The following is a 19949-nucleotide window of genomic DNA, read 5'->3' on the forward strand; positions in this document are numbered from 1 at the left end:
TTAAGCGCCCCTTTCTGTTGTCTGTATCTTCTGATCTGTTCTTACAGTAACATAATAACAAAAATCTGCACCAAATGCAAGCATTTGTAATTTTGCTAAGATGATTTTAAGATTTATCATAACAATGCACAAATTTGCACCTCCGATTTTATTCACTTATGCAAGATGCGGAAACGCCTGACATTCGGGCAAAGACAAAAACAGAGCGGCACTATCTGCACCGCTCTGTTCGCTATATTATAATGTATTACTGCTTAACGTTTCCCATAATGATACCACGTCCGTCAGTGCCTACATAAACTCTGCCGTATACCTTAGGGTCGCCGCTGATTATCTTTCTAACGTTGCCCCACTTCTGTGTGTCATCATTGATACGCTTCCATGTTACTCCCTTGTCGGTGGACTGGTAGATTCCGTAGCCGTCGCCATTTGCTTCGCCCATCATGTAAAGAGCCATATAGTCGCCGTCTTTTTCAGGCTTACCAAGACCAATAGCATCGCACAGTGTAACGTCCTTAGATGTAGGAGCGAGAGTGCCTGTTGATGAGTCAAGATAGTAAACTCCGCCCGCACCTACAGGTATCCAAAGGTCGCCCTCTGTATCAGGACAAGCTTTCATTGATGTTGCTGAAACGAGCATATTTGCTATAGGACTGAAAGTCTTTCCACCGTCTGTACTCATATAGAACGTTCCGTCATATGAGCCGTAGAACTTATCAGGATTTACCTTATCTGTTTCAATAACTGCACCGGCAGGAAGTCCCTCGCAGGTAGTCCATGTTTTGCCAAAGTCGCTTGTTACTGCCGCAGCAACGCCTGTTGTGCCGCTCTGATAGAAAATGGTCTTGCCGTCAGCGGAAAGCTTAGCTGTGCCGCCTGCTTTTTTGCCAACGCCCTCCGGAAGTGTTTCCACTGCCTGCCAAGTTTCGGCTGCGTCTGTTGAATAGTAAACCGAGCCGTCGCCATCGTCTGTCGCTCTTACTACTATCTTATAATCTTGTGCCGCACAGTCTATAGAGGTCGCCTTGAAGTCGCCATAATGCTCCTGCGGAGCTTTTGTTACATCATCATGGCGGAAGCCGTAAAGGTCACCCATTGTGGAATAAAGCTCAGGAGTACCCTCGCCATTATCGAGAGGTGAAACGAAGTCAAAGATAGCTGTCATTTCAATGCCCATTGCCTTTACGCTTATGTCAACAGGTTCGTCCTTTATCTTTGAAAGATTTGATGTGCCGAAGATAGTTGCACCTGTTGTGTAAAGAACCTCATCTGGGTTGAACGGGTTGATAGCAACGCCTGTCATCCACCAGCCCGGCTTGAGCTGTCCCTGCCAATCCAGCCAAGGAGCATTGCTTATATCGAGATCAAAGTTGTTTACCGTCTTGCCGTTCTCGTCACAGCTCCAAATGCCGTTCCAAGTTTCGCCTCCGTCATAGGAAACGAAAAGGTTGTCGAAATATGCCCAGAGGTCAAGAGTTGTGCATACTATCATGTTAGGGTCGTTAGGGTTTACTGAGATACCATTGTAACCGCAAGTATAAGATCTCTCAGGAGTTATCTCTGTCCACTCGCCTGTTTTAAGGTTATACTTCTGAACTGCTCCGTCAGAAGCGCCGTTTGGTCCTACCTTATAAGACCATGTTGAATAGAGATATCCGTCAGAAGATATCTCGCCCTGACAAGGCTTGAGCTTCTCGGTCTTGTCGCCTGTAGCCTCAGACTTTGGATTAGGGATAGCTGTCCAGGTTTCGCCTGCGTCATCAGAACGATAGAGATAATCCCCCTGTGTTCCTGCTGAGCCAACGATTATTGTCTTTGTTGCCTGACCCTTTTCAGAGCTTGATTTATCGAATGCCACAAATGTAAGTCCGATAGAATATCCGTCTTCAGTATATCCGCCCTTTGTAGGGAATGAAGTGACCTCGTTCCATGTTGCGCCATAGTCTGTGGACTTCCAAAGTCCGTCAGCTCTTGAGCCGAAGTAAAGTATAGAGTTATCGTTAGGGTCTACCTGAAGTCTTTCACCGCAGCCTCTTCCGACCTCGTTACCGCCCATGCCGAAAGGCATTTCGCAGATAGTCCAGTTCTTGCCGTAATCGTCAGAAGCAAATATTGCACCGTTGTTTGTGGAGTATGTACCAGCCGCAAGATAAACTCTGTTTGGCTCAACCGGGTCAGTTGCAAGGCTCTCTGTTCCGTTATAGTTCCAATCGTCGCCACCAAAGCAATCTGTTATACACTCCCAACGCTGAGTATCCTTATTATACTTATAAGCGCCACCCATATCTGTTCTGGCGTAGATAAGCCCCTCCTCAGTAGGGTTATAGATGACGTCAGGGATAAAACCACCGTCAACTATCTCGACATTTCCCCACTCCCAGCCAGTGTCAACAGGCTGAGCGTTGTAATACTCCTTCTTAGCGTCGCCCTTGCTGTCAGAGCCGCTGGAGGAATCGTTCTTTTTTGAGCAGCCTGCGAAAGCTGTCACTGTAAGGGCGGCGGCACAAACCACTGCCATTAGCTTTTTTAACCTCATAAAAATTCTCCTTATAAGTTGTATTCGTTTACATCTCTGTGTTATTTAAAGGCGGAAGAGCTCCGCCTTTAAAATTTGAACTTATTTTACAACTATTGTACTACAATATCTTCAAATTGTCAATAGTCTTTTGTGTATTTATCTAAACTTACCACAACTTTGATAAACGCTTTGCTCTTACACCTTTATAAAATGAAGTATCTTTGAGCAGAAGTCGCCATAAAGTCCGTCACCATTCCACATCTTTGCGATGTTGATACCTGCATTCATAAGTGCCGCACCTGATATCTTCTTGTCAGGCTCGTTCTCCTCATAATAGTAAGCGTCAGCTTCAAGACCTTTGAGCTTGATACGTCTTGATCTTTCGTTTGGTCTGCCAAGCACCTGAACGAATTCAAAGAGAGCTTCGCTCTTGTCCTTTGCAACGAACTCCCAAGCGTCCCAGGTGTTGTCCTCAAACATATTGCCTATTCTGTAGTGGTCGCCTGTTCTTACAAGCTTGTTGAACTTGTTGAACTCCTCTATCTGTGCTGGGATAGCGTCCCTGTCCTCCTGCGGTATCCTTGTTACGTCAAGCTCATAGCCGAACGTACCCACCATAGCAACGTGACCTCTTGTTTTGAACGGAGTGTTTCTGCCAACAGTATGATTAGGGCAATCGGAAACGTGCGCACCCATTGCTGAGCATGGATAGCACATTGAAGTGCCGTGCTGTATCTTCAGTCTTTCGATAGCGTCTGTATCATCAGAGCACCATATCTGTGGACTGTAGTAAAGCATACCGGGATCAAATCTTGCTCCGCCGCCTGAGCAGTTCTCCAGCAGGATATGAGGATAATCTGTTGTAAGTCTGTCCATAAGGTCATAAACACCGAGGACGTATCTGTGCCAAAGCTCTCTCTGTCTTTCAGCAGGCAGGGTAGCCGAGCCGACCTCTGTGAGCTGTCTGTTCATATCCCACTTGATGTACTCGATATTCGCACTGTCGAGAATCTTCTTCATCATGCCGTAAACGTAATCTCTGACTTCTTTTCTTGAATAGTCAAGAACATACTGCTCTCTGCAAAGTGTCAGAGGTCTGCCCTTTATCTGGATAGCCCAGTCTGGGTGAGCCTTATAAAGTTCAGAGTCAGGGGATATCATTTCAGGCTCGAACCAAATGCCGAACTTCATGCCAAGCTTATTTACCTCGTCAACAAGATATTTAAGACCGCCCTTGAGCTTCTTCTCATAAACGAACCAATCGCCCAGTGATGAGTTATCAGAATCTCTATGACCGAACCAGCCGTCGTCCATAACAAGCATTTCTATGCCAAGCTTTGAAGCTTCCTTAGCGATATCTATAAGCTTGTCTGTATCGAAGTTAAAGTAAGTAGCTTCCCAGTTGTTAATGAGTATCGGACGTCTTTTATCCTTATACTCGCCCCTGATAAGGTTGTTTCTATAGAGGTCATGGAAAGTTCTTGACATTTTGCCTATACCCTCGTCAGAGTGCACCATTACTACTTCAGGACAGGTGAAGCTTTCGCCCTTTTCCAGAAGCCACTCGAAGTCAAGAGGATTTATACCCATAAGAAAACGAGTTTTCTTATGCTGAGTAACTTCTGCCTGAGCATAGAAGTTTCCAGAGTAAACAAAGTTGAAACCGAACACCTCGCCCTTATCCTCGTCAGCGTTATTGTCGCAAAGAGCAACGAACGGATTGTTCTGATGTGATGATTCGCCCCTGCAGGAATCAACAAGCTGTTTACCATGGTGAAGTCTGCATCTTTCAACAGCTCTTTCTCTAGCCCATGAGCCGTTGAGGGTTATCATATCCATTTTGTCTGTATCAAAATCAACGCAAGCTGAAAGCGCTCTTGTTATCTTGAACGGCTTTTCGCTCTTGTTTGTGATAACAGCGGAACGTGTGATAACGTCAAGCTTATCGAAAGCTGTGTAGATAAGAACGACTTCGATATCAGCATACTTATCATACATTGTTATCTCGAGAGTTGAACAACCGCTTTCCTCAGTAGCGAAAGTAGCAGGCAGACCCTCAAGCTTTGGCTTGCCCTCATACATTTTATGAGAAACATATCTCAGGTCGCAGGTCGACATACCGTTAGCGTCCATTATTTTGAAAGCAGACTCTCTGTAGTCGCCAAGACCGAAGCATGGATATTCAAAAGGCAGTGTATCCATAAAGCTTGCTCTGTCACGGTCGTTAGTGGCAGGGGTAAAAGGGCTTTCGTCAAGGCGGAGAAGATAAGTCAGATCCTCGTCAGGGACTTTATTTCCATAGTAAACGTGAGCGAGGTAGCCCTCCTCGCAGACCTTCATCATATAGTCTGTATTATTGGCTCTCAGCTTGAAAGCCTTATCTTTTTCGTTATAAAAGATATTGATAATTATCACTCCTTGCAAAAATCTGAACCTTACGGCTCAATTGATATTATAACACATAAAAAAAATAATGCAACAGGGTAAAACGATTACTTTAAAAATTATTTTGTTAAATTTTCTTGATAATGCAAATATTTGAACATGAGTGGTTCAAATTGTGGGAATATATAAAAAAGGGACTTATGCATTTAGCACAAGTCCCTTAAAAATTCAATATTTATCTGTTATCAGATTAGTTGCCGTACTTAGCAGTGCTGATCTTGATACCAGGGCCCATTGTAGAAGCTACAACTACGCTCTTAAGATACTGACCCTTAGCAGCGGCTGGCTTAGCCTTTACAACAGCGTTGATAAGTGTGTTGAAGTTCTGCTCGAGCTTCTCAACACCGAATGAAGCCTTACCGATAGGGCAGTGAATGATGTTTGTCTTATCAAGACGATACTCGATCTTACCAGCCTTAGCCTCTGTAACAGCCTTAGCTACGTCTGGAGTAACAGTTCCTGCCTTTGGGTTTGGCATAAGTCCTCTAGGTCCGAGGATCTTACCAAGACGTCCTACAACACCCATCATGTCAGGTGAAGCAACTACAACGTCGAAATCCATCCAGTTTTCCTTTGTGATCTTCTCAACGAGATCCATGCCGCCAACATAGTCAGCGCCTGCTGCCTTAGCAGCCTCGTACTTGTCTTCCTTACAGAATACGCAAACTCTTACAGTCTTACCAGTTCCGTTTGGAAGTACAACAGCACCTCTTACCTGCTGATCAGCGTGTCTTGAGTCAACGCCCAGACGAATGTGAAGCTCGATAGTTTCATCGAACTTTGCCTTAGCACCCTTAGCTGCAAGTTCCAGAGCCTCAGGAGCGTCATATTGCTTAGCCTTGTCGATAGCCTTGAAGCTGTCAACATACTTCTTGCCATGTTTCATTAATATTTCCTCCTCATTAAGTGGTAATACCGACAGTGGATATCTAGTCGGTTAGCGGAAAATTCCTCCCACCATTGCCGTGCATGAATGCACAGTACGATTGATTAGTCCTCAACTACAACGCCCATTGAACGGCATGTACCAGCGATCATGCTCATAGCACTCTCGATGTTTGCTGCGTTCAGGTCAGGCATCTTCTGCTCAGCGATCTTCTGAAGCTGCTCTTTTGTGATAGTTGCGACCTTAGTCTTGTTAGGAACACCGGAACCTGACTCGATCTTGCAAGCCTTCTTGATGAGAACTGCTGCCGGAGGAGTCTTGGTGATGAATGTGAATGATCTGTCTGCGTAAACTGTGATAACAACAGGGATGATAAGACCGATATCGTTCTTAGTTCTCTCGTTAAAATCCTTTGTGAACGCCATGATGTTTACACCGTGCTGACCAAGAGCTGGACCAACCGGTGGTGCAGGAGTTGCCTTTCCTGCTGGAATCTGAAGCTTAATATAGCCTACTACCTTCTGTGCCATTTGTTCGCACCTCCATAATTAAGTGGTAAGGCGAGCGCCATACGCTCTCCCACGTTTCCGGAAGCCGTATATCCGAACCGTCATTGACGGCTTTGCTTCCATTTTCACGAATGTTTGCGGGGTTTTACCGCCTTTTTCCTTATTCCTCAGACTTTATCTGTGTCAGCGGCATAGTAACGGTTGTTTCTCTGCCCAGCATAGATACTCTGACGTCTGCCGTCTGTGCTTCCATATCGAATTTCTCCACAACTCCTGTGAAGCCCTCGAATGAGCCTGCTGTTACAACGACGTTGTCGCCTTCCTTGAAGCCGACCTGAACGTTAGCGCTTCTCTGTGTGTCAACACCCAGTGCAGCGACCTCTTTATCGGTCAGCGGAACAGGCTTTGACGCAGGACCAACGAAGCCCGTAACGCCTCTGGTATTTCTAACGATATACCATGAATCGTCTGTAAGCACCATTTTTACAAGCACATAGCTTGGAAAAAGCTTTCTGTCGCCCTTGTCGATCTTATTGCCCTTTACTTCGGTAACTTCCTCCATTGGGATCATTACCTCAGGGATCAGATCCTGAAGGTTTCGGTTTTCAACAACCTTTTCAATATTGCTTTTTACCTTATTCTCATAACCTGAATAAGTGTGAACAACATACCACTTTGCTTCTTCTGACATGTTTCTTACCTCCATATTGATGTTGTCAAAACCGCTGTGACGGCTTAGCCGCCGATCTTAAGGATAGCCTTGATAGCTGCACCCAGACCTGAATCAACGCCGAAAAGGAACAGAGCCATAACGACCATTACCGAGAGAACAACTCCCGTATTCTTAGTCACCTGCTGTCTTGTAGGCCAAACGACCTTTTTCATTTCAGCTTTAAGCTCTCTGAAATATTTTCTTATTCCGCCCTTTTTCTTCTGATCCTTGCCGGTATCCTTTTTTGAAGACTTAGTAACATCTGTTTTTTTAGCCATTAGAAATAGCTCCTTTCAATATTACTTAGTCTCTTTGTGAAGAGTGTGTTTCTTACAGAACTTGCAATACTTGTTCATTTCAAGTCTGTCAGGGTCATTCTTCTTGTTCTTCTTAGTGTTGTAGTTTCTCTGCTTACACTCAGTACAAGCAAGTGTAATTTTTACTCTCATTTCGGCACCTCCTGACGAAATTTATACCCCGCAAGAACATTCAGGGTACGTCTGCCTCCCTCATACGTTTTCACGCAAGCTGTCACACAGCCCTGAGGTAACTTATGCTTTTTCACGCTCAAAAAAAGAGCGCAAAAAAATAGACCTCATAAAGAGGTACTACAATTATAACATCTGTGTTCTTCTTTGTCAATCATTTGTCAAAGAATTTTATTAATTTTTTGTAAATTTTTTCGCTTGTCGAGTGAGGAATGAGGAGTGAGGAGTGAGGAGTGAGGAATTATGGTATCGCCTTGCGGCGATGATTATTTTTCTTCGGGCAAATTTGCCATGCCGCAAAATCGCTACGCTCTTTGCGGATTTACATTTACTTAGGGATAGGGTAGGCGGTGCAGATTTTTGCTCCGATATTACCTTTATTTGATATCAGACTTTTGCGTGCTTTTTCTAATTAAATCTGCACCTTGTCGGCTGTCGCCGAATGAGGCTCTGCCTCAAGCTCCGCTTAGGGCTTTGCCCTAAGAACCCACAAGCCCTCTAACGCCGGGCTTGAGCCTGCGTTTAAGTGCTCGCTACGCTCGGTGCTGACTTCTTCTTTATACTTGTGCACAACTATGGTCAGCTACGCCCATTCCTCATTCCTAATTCCTCATTCCTCATTAAACCGGAAACTCCCCATTTTCAACGACCTCATCGGCAATCTCTCTCATCTCGTCCCAGTCATGCGAGTAATGGTCATTCAAGCAAGCCACAGCAAAGAACCCTCCTGCTTTCGCTCCCTTTATGCCCTCAACAATATCCTCATAAACCACGCAATTCTTCGATTGAAGCCCCAGTTTTTCAGCCGCCAGCTCATAAACATCAGGAAAGCCCTTTCCCCTCTTCACCTGTTCTGTAGACACGAAGCAATCAAATTGATCCAAAATGCCGTTTCTTTTTAGCACAGGCTTATAAAGCTCCTCAGTTGAAGCGGTCGCCAATGCTATCTTCCTGCCCTGTTCCTTAAGCTTTCGTACATACTCCCCTGCGTTTCCGCAAAGCTCGATAACGTTCGTATACTCATACACCGCCATATCGAACCATTCCTTCATTATATCCTGAATGTTCTCACCCAGAGAAAATCTATCGTTTGTATAAACAGCCGCCTGCTCGAAATTCATTGCAGACACCTGCTTGAAATAGTCCTCAGGCACTTTTATCCCACGCTTGCCGAGAAATTCCTCGTCTATCTTTGACCAAACGTGATTTGATCTTGTCAGAGTGCCGTCCAAGTCGAAAATGTGTCCCTTAAAATCTTTTATGTCCATTGTAATGTCCTTTCAGAAGTATTCATCAGAGAGCCTGAAGCCCTCGCCTATTATCTCACTCACGTCACCCACAAGCACGAAAGCCTTTTCGTCAGTTTCCGATGCTATCCTGCGAACATCCGTTATCCTGCGTTTTCTCACTGCGCAAAGTATAAGATCTCTGTCCTCTCCCGTGTATCCCGTTCGGGCTTTTATGACCGTACACCCCAAGTTGCCCTCATTAAGAAGCCTATGGAGTATCTTATCTGCGGCAGGGCTTATTATCAGCGCAAGCTTTCCTCTGTCGCCGCCGTAGAGTATCATATCCAGTGTTTTTGAGAACACCCACAGCGTAAAGAACGAATACAGTGCATTGTCGATACTGCCGAAAACAAAACCGCTGAGCACACATATCACACCGTCTGCAAGCATAAAGATCTGTCCTGCCGCCATGTAGGGCTTTTTCCTTTTGATAAGCTTAGCGGCGATATCAGTTCCGCCTGTTGTTCCCCCTGAACGAAAAACTATCCCACAGCCTGCGCCCAACAGAATACCGCCTGCTATTGCGCTGAGAAAAATATCATTTGTAAGTGGTGTAAAAAGCGTACACATATCCGCAGTCAGACCTGAAACTGCAATAGCTACAACAGTTCCCAAAAGAAAATGCCAGCCGAACACATAAAGGCTAACCGCCAACAAAGGAAGATTTATCGCCATTGTAAGCGAGCCGACACCAAGAGGCAGAAATCTTGACAACATGACAGCAAGCCCCGAAGCACCTCCGGGGGCAATTTCGTTAGGGCTTAAAACCAACCCAACGCTCACGCCATATATGACCGCACCGAGAAGCAAGAGAGGATAGTCCACTCTGCCCTTTGCAGACTTTTCTGCCGAAAACAATTTATTCAGAAGTATCATAAAAGCCCTCCAAGCTATGCAAAAGCAAAGATAGGCTTATTTTTCCCCTGATGCCTCGTAAAATACATTTTTACAAAAGAGGCGCAATGGTCCTGAGAATGACCGACATGAACCTTGACCAGAAGCTGCGGTTATTTATATCATCATGTGTTATCCTATGACAGCGGTTTTCAAACATATCGTCAAAGTCCGCTTTTATATCCTTTATACAACTTGTTTTGTACATATAAGTTGCACACTCAAAATGGAGATACAAGCTTCTGTAGTCGAGATTTATCGTACCCACCACGGCTGACTTATCGTCCGAGAGGAACATTTTTGCGTGGTTAAAGCCGCCTTTATACTCATAGACTTTCACACCCAGCGTTTCAAGATCTCTGTAGAAAGACCTTGTTATAACGCTCACATACCATTTATCAGGTATCTCAGGAGTGATTATCCTAACATCAACACCGCTTTTTGCCGCATAGCCCAGGACGGTGAGCATTTCGTTGTCAGGCACAAGATACGGGGTAGAGATATAGATATAATCCTTGGCATTGTTTATCATATCCATATAGACAAGCTCGCCCACATTCTCGTCATCGAGAGGGGAGTCGCCGTAGGGGATAACATAGCCGTTGTTCACAACGTTTTTTACAGTTGGGCGGTACATATTATACTCAGTTTTATCACCTGAGATGACCTCCCACATTTGCAGAAACATCATGGTAAAATTCCAAACGCCGTCGCCCTTTAGCATAACGGCGGTATCTTTCCAATGACCGAAACGCTCCTTGCGGTTTATATACTCGTCGGCAATATTAACGCCCCCGTTGAAAGCCACGTTGCCGTCTATAACGAGAATTTTTCTATGGTCACGATTATTCTGTATAGTAGAAAGCATAGGACGGAAAGGATTGAAAACAAGGCATTTTACCCCTTGTTCGGTAAGCTTTTTCTTATATCTGAAAGGCAAAGTGAACTGAGAGCCCATGCCGTCATAAAGAAGTCTTACCTCCACGCCTGCCTTAGCTTTTTCAAGAAGTATCTTAACTATCTCACGCCACATTTCACCGTCATCGATAATAAAATACTCCATAAAGATAAACTCCTGAGCTTTCTGAAGCTCCTCAAGCATAGCCTTATACTTATCTTCGCCAAGCGGAAAATAAGTGACCTCGGTATTACCGCAGACAGGGTAGCCCCCCGACTTATCCACATAGTTTGCAAGCTTATAAAAATCAGGCTCACTTTCATGGAGATAGCTCATTATCTGTTCATTTGTTTTAAGGAAAGGTCTTGTATTGGCGGATTTCTTAGCATAAAGGTTTCTGACCTTTCTTGTTGAAAACTGATTTTTGAGTAATATATAAAGCACCACCGTAAAGATAGGCACAATAACAAGGGGTACTATCCACGCCAATTTATAGGCAGGGTTCTCGCTGCTGTTAAGGATATAGATAGCAAGCACGATAGCCACAGTAGAAAAAACGATATGCAGATAGGCATAATGCACAGCGAAGCTTTGGAAGATGATAAAAATGAAAATAAGCTGCAATGCAAGAAGCAGGATAATAGTGGTTTTCTGTGAGAATATCATATTTATAAGTTTTTTCGGTTTTTTCTTTTGTATTTTTTCGCTTATCTTTTCCGCCACATTATCCGCCTGCCTTTCTGAAAATAGTGATACACAACTGATTATAACATTTATTTTTGATTTTTGCAATACGCAAAAATGCAGTTAATCCACCCTGATTTCACGAATTTCTGTGACAATGACACAACTTTTGTTATCTTATTGTTGACAACAATTTATGAAACAACGCACGAACAATGTAAGTGTTCGCCCGTTTAGTTCACCCACATGGTTTATGGAAACTCAAACCTCGCAACTCCCCGAAGAGGGACGTCGAGGGCGCCGTCCCCTACAACTCTAAACATAACGCCACATAAATACACAAAAAAACAGGCAGACGGCTTTCCAGAGCAAGCCGTTCCCACAGCCGCTAAAAAACCATCTGCCTTATTATTTTTGCTAAAATTTCAAACAGCTATTCAGTATAGCCAAAGGCAAGCACTTCTCCATGCTTGTCCTCATCGCCTGCCGCCATTGATATCTCAACGGTATAGTTAGTTGCTTCAGGCATCATGGCGATATTCTGTATCTGAGCATTTCCCCAGCCTGACGGACTTATGGTATCGTAATCGCTTTCGTCATACACCTCTCCGTCTGCTGTTACCTTAACATGAAGCTTGCCGAACTCGCCCTGCTTCACCTCTTTGTATATCATGTACAAGAATTTTTTGTCCTTGAACTCGAATACGATAGGGCTGTTATCTCCGGTGTTGTCGTAAGTCCAGCCATTTGTAAAGCTTGCGATAGTAGAGCCTTCCTTCCAACTTCCAAGGCTTGTTGGCGTAAGGCTGTCGCCCTCATACATATGAGCGTCCACCTCTCGCGGAGAGAAAACAGTGTCTGTGGGCATAACATAATCGCCCTCTGGCGCAACGTCCATAACAGTGTCAAAATAGTAGTCCACCATTGAAGCCACAAGCTTGTGACCCTCATCGTTAGGGTGTGACTGATCGTCAGAGAAATCTTTCCAAGTCATTCTGTTGTTTGCGAAAAGATATCTTAGTGCGTCACAGTATGATATCATCGGCAGGTGATAAAACTCGCCTATCTGCTTCATATAATCCTGAGCAGAATGGTCGTTTTCTGTCACCGAGAACAGCAGAACAGGAGTGATATTCTTCTGCAAAAGCGTTCTGACTATTGACTCGTAAGCGTTCTGATAGTCAGTCTCTGTGCCGTCATTTACTGCAAATTCGATAAAGCATATGTCAGGCTCATAAGCCAGCACATCTCTGTCGAGCCTGAGTATTCCAAGCTTAGACGGCGTACCGCTAAGGCCTGCGTTCACATACTGGACGTTATCCCCCGTACCGAATTTCTGTGCAAAATAATCATAAGTGAGCTTAGCATAACAGCCGTCTGCACCGGCAGAAATACCCTCAGTGATAGAGCCGCCAAGATACGCCACAGTGACCTTTTCGCCTGACTGTGCTTTCTTTATAACATTCTGCATCATAGAAGTGTTGCCGTATGACACCATAGCCTTGTCATACATAGCCTGCGTCCACTCCTCGTCAGTTTCAGGCATTTTTTCGACCTGCGAGCTTGAAGACTCCGCTTTGCTTTCAGCCTTTGAGCTGTCCGCATTATTTCCGCAGCCTGCAAAAGCCGCTCCGCACATAGCAACACTCACAAGCACTGCCAACAATTTTTTTGTATTCATTATTTGTACCTTTCTAATCTATGATAGCGAAATCGGTTTCACACCGCATATAACACAAAAAGTACGGACAAAGCCGTACTTTTTGGTTATATCAATATGATAAAAATTCTTATTAGTTAAGAACTGCCTTCTCAGTTTCCTTATCGAAGATATGGATTCTGTTAGGATCGATAGCGACCTTAAGCTCATCCTGTGGACGAACGTCAGAACGAGGTGAAACTCTAGCTGTGAGCTGGATACCCTCGCAGTTGAGGTACAGATATGTTTCAGCACCCATCATTTCAGTTACTTCAACAGTTGTGTTGATAACGCCTGTTGTAGCCTGAGCGAGGAATGCAGGCTCGTCATGGATACACTCTGGACGAACACCAAGAACAACTTCCTGATCAACCAGTGGCTCAAGAACTTCAGGATCTACCTTAGACTCTGGAACTGTTACCTGATACTTAACGCCTCTTGTTGTCTTTGTATCCTCAGAACCGAACTCAACAACATACTTGCCGTCTACCTTGAGGAGCTTAGCGTCGATGAAGTTCATCTGTGGTGAACCAATGAATCCTGCAACGAACTGGTTTACTGGATCGTTGTAAAGATTTGTTGGTGTGTCGATCTGCTGGATGTAACCGTCCTTCATAACTACGATACGGTCACCCATTGTCATAGCCTCTGTCTGGTCATGAGTTACATAGATGAATGTAGTACCGAGCTTCTTATGGAGCTTAGAGATCTCAGTTCTCATCTGTGCTCTCAGTTTAGCATCGAGGTTTGAAAGAGGCTCGTCAAGAAGGAATACCTGTGGCTCACGAACGATAGCTCTACCGAGGGCTACACGCTGTCTCTGACCACCGGAGAGAGCCTTTGGCTTTCTGTCAAGAAGGTGAGCGATGTCAAGTATTCTTGCTGCTTCCTCTACCTTTCTTGCGATCTCATCCTTTGGTACCTTTCTGAGCTTCAGACCGAATGCCATGTTCTCAAATACTGTCATGTGAGGATACAGAGCGTAGTTCTGGAATACCATTGCGATATCTCTATCCTTAGGAGCGATGTCGTTTACAAGTCTGTCGCCGATGTAAAGTTCACCTTCACTGATCTCTTCAAGACCTGCGATCATTCTAAGTGTTGTAGACTTACCACAACCAGAAGGACCTACGAGGATGATAAACTCCTTATCCTTGATCTCAATGTTGAAGTCTGAAACAGCGATAACGCCGCCTGCATACTTCTTATAAATTTCCCTTAATGATACACTTGCCATTAAAAAAGGACCTCCCTATTTGAATTTTACTAATATCCTAATTAGCTATGCTTTTATCATAACAAATTTTTAACATACCCGCAAGAGTTTTTTTTACTAAACTTTATTATATCTCATTATGAATATTGACGAAAATTCACATAGAATAGGTAATTACTTACATTTAAACGATTTCGCTGTCAATAATCTTTCAACATCTTTGTGCATTATTTCTAAACAGCTTCCAAGAGGCAGATCCGGATCTAAAGGCAGTTCTCCGATCTTTATCCGCTTAAGAAAAACAACTTTATTTCCCAGCTTTTCAAACATTCTCTTGACCTGATGATACTTACCCTCATGAAGCACAACGGTACATTCATCGGGACAGTTCACACTTGCGGAAAATTCCGCAGGCAGACATTTCTCTCCGCCGTCGATAGTCATGCCCTCAGCGAATGCCTGAGCATAATTTTCCTGCCAAGGGTCACGAAGTCTGACGAAATAGGTTTTCGGAACATGGGTCTTAGGGGACAACATTCTGTGAGCGAGAGCTCCGTCATCAGTGAGAAGCACAAAGCCCTCAGTATCCTTATCGAGCCTGCCCGCAGGGAAAAGTCCCTCCCTGAACATCTCAGGAGGTACTAGCTCAAGGACAGTTTTCGACTCTCCGTCACGAGTGGAGCAAACCACACCCTGCGGCTTGTTCATCATTATGTAGACAAACTTTTTATAGCATATCTCCACGCCCTTTACGGCAACAATATCGTTTTCGCTGACCTTAGCATCAGCCGCCTTGGCGACCTTTCCGTTTACAGTCACCTGACCTTTTCTGCAAAGCTCTCTCACCATGCTTCGGGAAATATCATTACGCTGTGAAGAAACAAATTTATCAAGTCTCATAGCAAAAGCCTTTCTGACAATTTTCTTATAAAGATTATAGCATACGATACCGCCAAAAGTCAAATATGCGAAAAAACCTGACCAAAAGCAAACGCCTGCAGATATGCTCCGCAGGCGTTTTATTACTATTTGTATCGGTTTTTTCGACCTATGAAGCATTAGTTTACCCTTATTCACAATGCCGACGTTCCACGCTCAGACGCCTACTTTTTCCTCAGCCCCTGCATAAATCCGTCCAGCTCCGCTGAGCATACATCTCCTCCCACGAGCTGTCCCTCACAGACGATAAGATTAGCCCTGACCTCCTGCTTCTTATTCCCATAATTCTTCACAGTATATGTATACACCTCAGCGGTTTTCCCTTTATAGTCCTCCAAGTCAAAGCCCTGCTGCTTCTGAAGCTTATTATACTTTTCATACACCTCATTGAATTCTTTCGGTATGGTCACCGCCTTGCATTCATCGTATTCGTCAGACACCTCCCAGCCCATTTCTTTCAAAAACGCCTGTCTTTGTGCTTCGCTTTTCATCTCGTACACCGCAGGCGACGATATCCTCACCACTGTCACTATTATCACCGCCAACAGTGCCAACGCCGCCAGAACCGCCCCGATCACCGCAAATGTTGGCTTTTTTACTTTTATTGTCTTGATAAACATACCCTTTTCCTCGCTTTCTGTTTTCAAAGTTTGTACATTTATATGTATTGTCCCAAAAATTATAACTACCTGTCCGATTTTTTATTTTGTTATATAATTTTCAAAAATAATTTTTATAGCATTAATAATCTTATTGTATAATAAATTTATCGGTTTGCTATGATTTATTATTACAAACTCTGTAGCACTGATATGGCATTGTGCAAAATTGACAAAAATAAAAGTGAAAATTAATGTGAATTAACGATTTTGTATTTTTTTGTACAAATGTCTTTGACAATTTCAAAATATGTGGTACAATATTATTAGGTAACGCTATGCTTCTCCGCATTGCCTGCGGAGGGTACTGAAACGTTTTCTTAAATCTGCCTTTTCACGGCTGTGAAGGGGCAAGTTATTATTGCTGATGCGTTCTGCGGTCAGCCGCAGGATTGATATATGAAAGGAGCAATGAGTTTTATGTCAAAAATTATTGCAGTTACTTCCGGTAAAGGCGGAACAGGCAAATCTTCTATAAGCGCCTGTCTCGGTTATGCCCTTGCTAAGCAGGGAAACCGTACACTTATAATTGAGCTTGACTTTGGTCTGAGATGTATGGATATCATGCTTGGTATGCAGGGTAATATTACATACGATCTAGGTGACGTTCTTGAGGGTACTTGCGACGTATACAAGGCAACAACAACTGTTAAGCTTGCTTCAAACCTGAGCGTTCTCTGTGCTCCGTCCGACCCGTTCGTTCAGCTCAAGGCTGAGGATATCGAAAAGATCACACAGGAAATGAGAAAGTATTTTGAATACATAATCATTGACACCTCTGCAGGTATCAACGGTTCTGTATTTGATATAGTTACTAATTCCGACCTTATACTTATAGTTACAACTCCTGATCCTGTATGCGTAAGAGATGCAAGAATGATGTCAGATGAGTTCTATAAGAGAGGAAATCAGAAGCAAAGACTTGTTATCAACAAGGCAAACAAGAGAATATTCGAGTTTGACGAAATGGACGACCTTGACGCTATCATCGACACAGTCGGCGTTCAGCTTCTGGGTGTTATCCCTGAGGACAGTGCTATCCCTCTTGCAACAGGAAAGGGTGCGCCGCTTTCATCAAGCTCTATGGGCTTCCTTGCATTCTCTGCTATTTCAAGAAGAATAAAGGGCGAGCATATACCCCTCTCCATCAAGGTCTGAGTATATTATCAGCCGTGTGCGTGAGGATATCTGCGCATAGTGCGGCTGTTTTATATCACGAAACTTATTTGTTCATTAATATACTAATATATAAACGGGGGGTTTCCATTGAATATTGCACTTATTGCTCATGACACAAAAAAGGAACTCATGGTACAGTTCTGTATCGCCTATTGCGGTGTACTCAGCAAGCACAATCTTTGTGCCACAGGTACGACAGGAAAAATGGTAGCCGAAGCAACAGGCCTTAACGTTCAGCGTTATCTCAGTGGCTCACAGGGCGGCGACCAGCAGATCGCAGCGAGAATATCCTGCAACGAGATAGACCTGCTTCTGTTTTTCAGAGATCCTATCTCAGTGAAGCCACACGAACCTAATGATATGAATCTCCTCAGACTTTGCGATGTACACAACATTCCGGTAGCCACAAATATTGCCACTGCCGAAGCGCTTATCCACGCACTTGAGCGAGGCGATCTTGACTGGAGAGATATCGTTAATCCTACAAAGATATAATTGAAATTTCATATACAAAAGCGATGAAAGGGAGAGTATTCCGTTCTTATGTTTCAGCGAGAGCCGTTGGTGAGAGGGTTCACACAAAGGGCAGGAAGAAGGACACCTTGGAGCTTCCGTTTGTTCAAGAACGGACGTATAGCTGCGTTAAAGCGTTAGAGTGATCCGGCACGAAGATGTTCGGATAATTAGGGTGGTATCACGGTAAAAGTCGTCCCTTACTAGGGGACGGCTTTATTTTTTTATCCACCACCCGTAGGGGAGCGGCTCAATTTCTGCTTCACAGAAATGCAACGTCCCGCTTTTTCGCTCCTCACTTACTCTCGAATACCTTATCTCAGCACACCAAAAAGCAAAGGCGGTATAACAATGAAAGCCAGCCAGCTAACAAAAGAAAACATCACCCCCGAAATAGTAGACAAGCTTCTTTTCGAGGGTCTTGACTATAAAGGCGAAACTGCCGACGTTATAATAGTTCTGGGAAGCCGCAAAGCCTGCGACTATCGTGTTCCCCTTGCGGCAAAGCTTTTTCATAAGGGGAAAGCCCCCAAACTCGTTTTCTGCGGCGGAAAAGTGCAGAAAACCTCGCTGGGGGAAATGGCTGAGTATAAAGCTATGCTCATAGCTGCCGAAAAATGCGGCATACCACGCAGTGCGATACTCACGGAAACACAGTCGCTCAGTACCGTGGAAAATCTGCAAAACGCAGCCGAGCTTGTAAAAAAGCATTTTCCAAACTGCAAAAGCATTATTATAGTCACTACCGCATATCATATGCGCCGCGCAAAAAAGCTTGCGGAGCATTTTTTCACACAGAAAATTATCCCCTGCCCTGCCAGCCGTGGCAGTACACAGCGAAATAATTGGTCAATGACCGAAAAAGGCAGCACAACAGCACTTGACGAATGCCTTAAATTCGGTTATTATATAAAAAAAGGTTTTATTGACGATTTTGAAATTTGAAACGTTGTAATTAACAGCATCAAGGCTCTTTAATGTAGTGGTGAACAGTGTTCGCCCGTTTATTAACAACGTCCCGATATCACAGCTATTTAAACGATATCGGTATTCAAAAGTTCAAGACAAAATACAGAAAGGATCGTTATTATATGGCATTGATAGTTAAAAAGCCAAAAGGCACAGAAGACATCGTTCCCTCAAAGGTCTATAAGTGGCACACTGTAGAGAAGATAGTTTCCGAAGCTGCCGAAATATACGGCTTCAAAGAAATAAGAGTACCAACTTTTGAGGAAACAGGTCTGTTCGTGCGTTCTGTTGGCGAAACAACAGACGTTGTTCAGAAAGAGATGTATTCAGTTTCCGCAGCAGGCGACTCAAAGTTCGCACTCCGCCCGGAGGGAACATCCGGCACAATGAGAGCTGTCCTTGAAAACGGCATTATGAACGAGGGTCTGCCGCAGAAGGTCTATTATATCCTCTCATTTTTCAGACACGAGAATACACAGAAAGGCAGACTCAGAGAGTTCCACCAGTTCGGCTGTGAAATGGTCGGCTCTGAAAGCCCAAGAGCAGACGCAGAGGTAATTTCACTTGCAAAAAGCGTCCTTGACAGAGCAGGGCTCAGAAACATCAAGCTCAACATCAACTCTATAGGCTGTCCAACCTGCCGTGCAGAGTATCGCAAGGCTCTGAAAGAGTATTTTGCCGCAAGAAAAGACCAGCTTTGCGAGACTTGTCGGGACAGACTTGACAAAAATCCAATGAGAATACTTGATTGTAAAATCAAACACTGTCAGGAGCTTGGCAAGGACGCCCCTGTTATCCTCGATTATCTCTGCGATGATTGCAAAGAACACTTTGAGAAGCTTCAGGAGTACCTCTCCGTAATGGGTATCGACTTTGACATCAACCCTAAGATAGTAAGAGGTCTTGATTACTATACAAGAACAGTTTTCGAGTTCATCACCGATGAGATAGGCGCACAGGGTACAGTCTGCGGCGGCGGACGTTATGACGGACTTATCCAGCAGCTTGGCGGCAAGCCTACCCCTGCCCTCGGCTTCGGTCTGGGACTTGAAAGACTTCTCATGGTAATGGACGCTCAGGGCTGTGACTATATGGAGCCAAAGACCTGCGACCTTTATATCATACCAATGGGCGAGGACGCCCTTAAAAAGGCAATGGGCATAGCCTCCGAGCTTAGAGAAGAGGGCTGTTTCGTAGAATATGACCTTATAGGCAAAGGACTTAACGCTCAGATGAAGTATGCAAACAAAACAGGCGCAAAGTTCGTTATGGTGCTTGGCGACAACGAGATAGAATCAGGCGTTGCAAAGCTCAAAAACATGGCAACAGGCGAGCAGACAGATATCAGGCTTGACAACACAATTGCCGAGAACTTTTCAAATGCACTTATGGCGGATATGTTCAAGGATATCGACGCTGATATAGAGAAATTTATCGGAAAGGAGAACTAAG

At 44.2% G+C, this 19949-nt stretch carries 19 protein-coding genes and 1 other annotated feature; of the genes, 4 read left to right on the forward strand and 15 right to left on the reverse strand.

Annotation, left to right across the window (positions count from 1 at the left end; translation table 11 throughout):
- The 15 genes from AB5627_RS00535 to AB5627_RS00605 form a co-directional block, all read right to left on the reverse strand.
- Positions 1-132: a hypothetical protein gene (locus AB5627_RS00535; RefSeq protein ID WP_267301081.1), complete on the reverse strand. Its 132-nt coding sequence runs from the start codon at positions 130-132 to the stop codon at positions 1-3.
- 115 nt (positions 133-247) lie between these two features.
- Entirely contained in the window at positions 248-2536 is a 2289-nt protein-coding gene (locus AB5627_RS00540; RefSeq protein ID WP_333634935.1) for a cellulose-binding protein, read from the reverse strand.
- 177 nt (positions 2537-2713) lie between these two features.
- Positions 2714-4924, reverse strand: a complete 2211-nt coding sequence (locus AB5627_RS00545) for an alpha-galactosidase (protein ID WP_288177739.1) — start codon at positions 4922-4924, stop codon at positions 2714-2716.
- Between the two features lie 229 nt (positions 4925-5153).
- Positions 5154-5849, reverse strand: coding sequence for a 50S ribosomal protein L1 (rplA, locus tag AB5627_RS00550; protein WP_022287003.1), 696 nt, complete (start codon positions 5847-5849; stop codon positions 5154-5156).
- Positions 5850-5953: 104 nt separating this feature from the next.
- A complete protein-coding gene (gene rplK / locus AB5627_RS00555) occupies positions 5954-6379 on the reverse strand; it encodes a 50S ribosomal protein L11 (protein WP_022287004.1) in 426 nt (141 codons plus the stop codon).
- A gap of 139 nt (positions 6380-6518) precedes the next feature.
- On the reverse strand, positions 6519-7049 hold the full coding sequence (gene nusG / locus AB5627_RS00560; protein ID WP_038672647.1) for a transcription termination/antitermination protein NusG: 531 nt from the start codon (positions 7047-7049) through the stop codon (positions 6519-6521).
- Positions 7050-7093: 44 nt separating this feature from the next.
- Positions 7094-7348 carry a preprotein translocase subunit SecE gene (gene secE / locus AB5627_RS00565; protein WP_022287006.1) on the reverse strand — a complete coding sequence of 85 codons (255 nt, stop codon included), beginning with the start codon at positions 7346-7348 and terminating at the stop codon, positions 7094-7096.
- Positions 7349-7369: 21 nt separating this feature from the next.
- Positions 7370-7519, reverse strand: a complete 150-nt coding sequence (gene rpmG, locus AB5627_RS00570) for a 50S ribosomal protein L33 (protein WP_002848320.1) — start codon at positions 7517-7519, stop codon at positions 7370-7372.
- A gap of 659 nt (positions 7520-8178) precedes the next feature.
- Positions 8179-8826 (reverse strand): HAD family hydrolase, encoded by a 648-nt coding sequence (locus AB5627_RS00575; protein WP_368369614.1) that lies wholly within the window; start codon positions 8824-8826, stop codon positions 8179-8181.
- A gap of 12 nt (positions 8827-8838) precedes the next feature.
- The gene (locus AB5627_RS00580; protein ID WP_368369615.1) at positions 8839-9723 is read right to left on the reverse strand and encodes a YitT family protein; all 885 of its coding nucleotides are present in this window, start codon (positions 9721-9723) and stop codon (positions 8839-8841) included.
- Positions 9724-9793: 70 nt separating this feature from the next.
- Positions 9794-11362, reverse strand: coding sequence for a cardiolipin synthase (cls, locus tag AB5627_RS00585; RefSeq protein WP_022287009.1), 1569 nt, complete (start codon positions 11360-11362; stop codon positions 9794-9796).
- A 394-nt stretch (positions 11363-11756) separates the two neighbouring features.
- Complete coding sequence (locus AB5627_RS00590) at positions 11757-13004, reverse strand: SGNH/GDSL hydrolase family protein (protein ID WP_022287010.1); 1248 nt, start codon at positions 13002-13004, stop codon at positions 11757-11759.
- Between the two features lie 112 nt (positions 13005-13116).
- Positions 13117-14259 (reverse strand): ABC transporter ATP-binding protein, encoded by a 1143-nt coding sequence (locus AB5627_RS00595; RefSeq protein ID WP_022287011.1) that lies wholly within the window; start codon positions 14257-14259, stop codon positions 13117-13119.
- 153 nt (positions 14260-14412) lie between these two features.
- Positions 14413-15138, reverse strand: coding sequence for a pseudouridine synthase (locus AB5627_RS00600; protein ID WP_038673478.1), 726 nt, complete (start codon positions 15136-15138; stop codon positions 14413-14415).
- A 203-nt stretch (positions 15139-15341) separates the two neighbouring features.
- Complete coding sequence (locus AB5627_RS00605) at positions 15342-15797, reverse strand: DUF4830 domain-containing protein (protein WP_368369616.1); 456 nt, start codon at positions 15795-15797, stop codon at positions 15342-15344.
- 459 nt (positions 15798-16256) lie between these two features.
- Between AB5627_RS00605 and AB5627_RS00610 the strand changes: the two genes are divergently transcribed.
- The 4 genes from AB5627_RS00610 (at position 16257) to hisS (ending at position 19948) form a co-directional block, all read left to right on the forward strand.
- Entirely contained in the window at positions 16257-16994 is a 738-nt protein-coding gene (locus AB5627_RS00610) for a P-loop NTPase (RefSeq protein ID WP_022287014.1), read from the forward strand.
- Positions 16995-17102: 108 nt separating this feature from the next.
- Positions 17103-17510, forward strand: a complete 408-nt coding sequence (mgsA, locus tag AB5627_RS00615; RefSeq protein WP_022287015.1) for a methylglyoxal synthase — start codon at positions 17103-17105, stop codon at positions 17508-17510.
- A gap of 14 nt (positions 17511-17524) precedes the next feature.
- Positions 17525-17732, forward strand: a binding site (T-box leader).
- A 147-nt stretch (positions 17733-17879) separates the two neighbouring features.
- The gene (locus AB5627_RS00620) at positions 17880-18473 is read left to right on the forward strand and encodes a YdcF family protein (RefSeq protein ID WP_289147927.1); all 594 of its coding nucleotides are present in this window, start codon (positions 17880-17882) and stop codon (positions 18471-18473) included.
- A gap of 146 nt (positions 18474-18619) precedes the next feature.
- Positions 18620-19948, forward strand: a complete 1329-nt coding sequence (gene hisS / locus AB5627_RS00625; protein WP_333634936.1) for a histidine--tRNA ligase — start codon at positions 18620-18622, stop codon at positions 19946-19948.
- Position 19949: the final 1 nt, after the last annotated feature.

Origin of the sequence: Ruminococcus sp. RTP21198st1_G1_RTP21198_201120 (assembly GCF_040924265.1) — a bacterium.
GTDB classification, from domain to species: Bacteria; Bacillota; Clostridia; order Oscillospirales; family Ruminococcaceae; genus Hominimerdicola; species Hominimerdicola aceti.

Coding starts and splice junctions, on each gene's coding strand:
- AB5627_RS00620 (WP_289147927.1), top strand. CDS start 17,880: ATGAAAGCCAGCCAGCTAACAAAAGAAAACATCACCCCCGAAATAGTA.
- rpmG (WP_002848320.1), bottom strand. CDS start 7,519: ATGAGAGTAAAAATTACACTTGCTTGTACTGAGTGTAAGCAGAGAAAC.
- rplA (WP_022287003.1), bottom strand. CDS start 5,849: ATGAAACATGGCAAGAAGTATGTTGACAGCTTCAAGGCTATCGACAAG.
- AB5627_RS00610 (WP_022287014.1), top strand. CDS start 16,257: ATGTCAAAAATTATTGCAGTTACTTCCGGTAAAGGCGGAACAGGCAAA.
- AB5627_RS00600 (WP_038673478.1), bottom strand. CDS start 15,138: ATGAGACTTGATAAATTTGTTTCTTCACAGCGTAATGATATTTCCCGA.
- AB5627_RS00605 (WP_368369616.1), bottom strand. CDS start 15,797: ATGTTTATCAAGACAATAAAAGTAAAAAAGCCAACATTTGCGGTGATC.
- rplK (WP_022287004.1), bottom strand. CDS start 6,379: ATGGCACAGAAGGTAGTAGGCTATATTAAGCTTCAGATTCCAGCAGGA.
- AB5627_RS00595 (WP_022287011.1), bottom strand. CDS start 14,259: ATGGCAAGTGTATCATTAAGGGAAATTTATAAGAAGTATGCAGGCGGC.
- AB5627_RS00590 (WP_022287010.1), bottom strand. CDS start 13,004: ATGAATACAAAAAAATTGTTGGCAGTGCTTGTGAGTGTTGCTATGTGC.
- nusG (WP_038672647.1), bottom strand. CDS start 7,049: ATGTCAGAAGAAGCAAAGTGGTATGTTGTTCACACTTATTCAGGTTAT.
- hisS (WP_333634936.1), top strand. CDS start 18,620: ATGGCATTGATAGTTAAAAAGCCAAAAGGCACAGAAGACATCGTTCCC.
- AB5627_RS00540 (WP_333634935.1), bottom strand. CDS start 2,536: ATGAGGTTAAAAAAGCTAATGGCAGTGGTTTGTGCCGCCGCCCTTACA.
- secE (WP_022287006.1), bottom strand. CDS start 7,348: ATGGCTAAAAAAACAGATGTTACTAAGTCTTCAAAAAAGGATACCGGC.
- AB5627_RS00580 (WP_368369615.1), bottom strand. CDS start 9,723: ATGATACTTCTGAATAAATTGTTTTCGGCAGAAAAGTCTGCAAAGGGC.
- AB5627_RS00575 (WP_368369614.1), bottom strand. CDS start 8,826: ATGGACATAAAAGATTTTAAGGGACACATTTTCGACTTGGACGGCACT.